The sequence below is a fragment of the Streptomyces mauvecolor genome (assembly GCF_039532965.1).
GTDB lineage: Bacteria > Actinomycetota > Actinomycetes > Streptomycetales > Streptomycetaceae > Streptomyces > Streptomyces violascens.
In genome coordinates this window covers 1-2,098 of record NZ_BAAASQ010000074.1, presented here as the reverse complement: position 1 = coordinate 2,098, position 2,098 = coordinate 1, and the positions used below count along the sequence as shown (strand labels likewise).

Sequence of the window (2,098 nt, the reverse complement as noted above, 5' to 3'; positions counted from 1 at the left end):
CCTCGCTGGCGATGCTCAAGACCAAGCACGCCGACCTGCCGTCCCGCAAACACGGCAACCCCCCTCAGTAAGAGGAGATGAACTTGAACACCTCGAAGTCCAACGCGTCCGAGTCCGAGTCCCTGCTCCGCGTGGAGAAGGGCGATGCCGCTCCCGAGGAGCTCGCCGCGATCACCGCGGTGCTCCTGGCGCGAGCCGCCGCCCAGCCCGCAGTCGCCCCCAAGCGCGGCCGCTCCACCGCCGGCTGGCGTCGCCTGGAGCGCACCCCCGGCTTCCGCGCCCCGCACTCCTGGCAGGGCTGACCCCGCCCAGGACCCCCTCGTAAAGCCCCCGCCTTCGCCGGCGGGGGCTTTTTCGCTGTTCGGGGACGTATGGGCTATGTATATTAGGCCAGAACCTAGAGGCACTAGGTTCTGGGATCTGGAGGTGTACGGATGGCCCGAGCGGGGCTGACGGCCGAGCGGCTCACCGTGGCGGCCGCCGAGCTGGCCGACGAGGCCGGGTTCGACGGCATCACGGTGTCCGCCCTCGCGCGGCGCTTCGGCGTCAAGGACGCGAGCCTGTACTCGCACGTCAAGAACCTCCGCGAACTGCGCCAGCGGGTCGCGCTGTACACGGCGGGCGAGTTCATCGACTCCATCGCGGCAGCCGTCGCGGGCCGGGCCGGCAAGGACGCCCTCATCGCCTTCGCCGACGCCTACCGCGCCTACGCGCTGGCCCACCCCGGCCGGTACGCCGCCACCCAGCACCGGGTCGACCCGGAGCTGCTCGCCGGTTCGACCGTCATGGCGCGCACGGCGGACACGACGTACGGGATGCTCCGTGCCTACGGCCTCTCCGAGCCCGACCTCACCGATGCCGTACGCCTCCTGCGCAGCACCTTCCACGGCTACATCACGCTCGAAGCGGAGGGCGGATTCGGCCACCCCCGCGATGTGCAGAAGTCGTGGGAGCGGGGGGTCGAGGCGCTGCACGTCCTGCTGGAGCACTGGCCCGCGAACGAGGAGAAGTGCGATGGCTGAACCGTCCATAGGCACTTTGAAGGTGCCCGGCGCGACCCTGCGTTACGAGGTGCGCGGGGCCGGGCCCGTCCTGCTGCTGATCGCGGGCGGCGGCGGGGACGCCGGGATCTTCGAACCGGTCGCCGGCGCGCTCGCCGACCGCTTCACCGTGGTGACCTACGATCCGCGCGGCCACTCCCGCAGCCCGCTCGACGGGCCGGACGTGGACCAGCGCGTCGAGGTGCAGGCCGACGACGCGTACCGGCTGCTCGTCCGGGTGGCGCCGGACGGGGCGCCCGCGTACGTCTTCGGCACGAGCTCGGGGGCGATCGTCGCGGTGGAGCTGCTCACGCGGCATCCCGAGCGGCTCGCCCGGGTGGTCGCGCACGAGCCCGTCCTCGTCTCGCTGCTGCCCGACGCCGCCGAGCAGCACGCGTTCTTCGCCTCGGTCGTGGCGACCTTCCACCGCTCGGGGGTGGCCGCGGCCATGGCCGACATGGGGGCGGGGTGCGGTGAGGGGCGGGGGGAGGCGCCGGACTTCTCCCGGCTCTCGCCGGGGGTGCTGTCCGCGCTTCAACGGGCTCAGGGGAACGCGGGGTTCTTCCTCGGGCGGATCCTGCGGCCGTTCAGCGGGCATGTGCCTTCGCTGGCCCAACTCGACCTGCATGCGGGCAAGTTGGTGCCCGCCGCAGGGTGGGGGTCGTACGGATTGCGGCTGTACCGGCCCGCGGCGGCGCTCGCGGGGCGGTATGGGGTCGAGCTTGCGGAGTTCCCCGGCGGGCATGTGGGGGTTGTTACTCACCCTGGTCAATTCGCCCTCAGGGTGGGCGAGTTGTTGAGCTAGGCGCTCCCGACTCTCTTGGGCCGGGTGGGGGCCGTTCGTGGCTGGTCGCGCAGTTCCCCGCGCCCCCGCAGATTGCCCCGCACTGCTGGTGGCTCCCCAGGTTCTCGGCTTCGCTCGAACAGAAGGCCCCGCGTTCCGTTGCTCGGAATGCGGGGCCTTCGTCAGAACCGGATCTGTCGCTACCGCAGTCGCGCCATGAGGGCGTGTTCCACGAGGGTGATGAGGGCGCTCTTGGCGTCTGCCCGGTGGCGGG

At 71.7% G+C, this 2,098-nt stretch carries 3 protein-coding genes and 1 pseudogene; 3 read left to right on the top strand and 1 reads right to left on the bottom strand.

The window, feature by feature from the left end; genetic code table 11:
- Positions 1–83 precede the first annotated feature (83 nt).
- From ABD346_RS38290 to ABD346_RS38280, 3 genes are all read left to right on the top strand, one after another.
- Entirely contained in the window at positions 84–302 is a 219-nt protein-coding gene (locus ABD346_RS38290) for an acyl-CoA carboxylase subunit epsilon (RefSeq protein WP_344380935.1), read from the top strand.
- Positions 303–434: 132 nt separating this feature from the next.
- Complete coding sequence (locus tag ABD346_RS38285) at positions 435–1,022, top strand: TetR/AcrR family transcriptional regulator (RefSeq protein WP_344380934.1); 588 nt, start codon at positions 435–437, stop codon at positions 1,020–1,022.
- Entirely contained in the window at positions 1,015–1,845 is an 831-nt protein-coding gene (locus tag ABD346_RS38280) for an alpha/beta fold hydrolase (RefSeq protein WP_344380933.1), read from the top strand. Before ABD346_RS38285 ends, ABD346_RS38280 begins: the two co-directional genes overlap by 8 nt.
- Positions 1,846–2,024: 179 nt before the next feature.
- Here ABD346_RS38280 and ABD346_RS38275 read toward each other — a convergent pair.
- Positions 2,025–2,098: pseudogene (locus tag ABD346_RS38275) on the bottom strand (ATP-binding protein); the annotation flags it as partial.

What these genes read in the sequence shown, in the direction of transcription:
- ABD346_RS38285 (WP_344380934.1), top strand. Translation starts at nt 435, where the DNA reads ATGGCCCGAGCGGGGCTGACGGCCGAGCGGCTCACCGTGGCGGCCGCC.
- ABD346_RS38280 (WP_344380933.1), top strand. Translation starts at nt 1,015, where the DNA reads ATGGCTGAACCGTCCATAGGCACTTTGAAGGTGCCCGGCGCGACCCTG.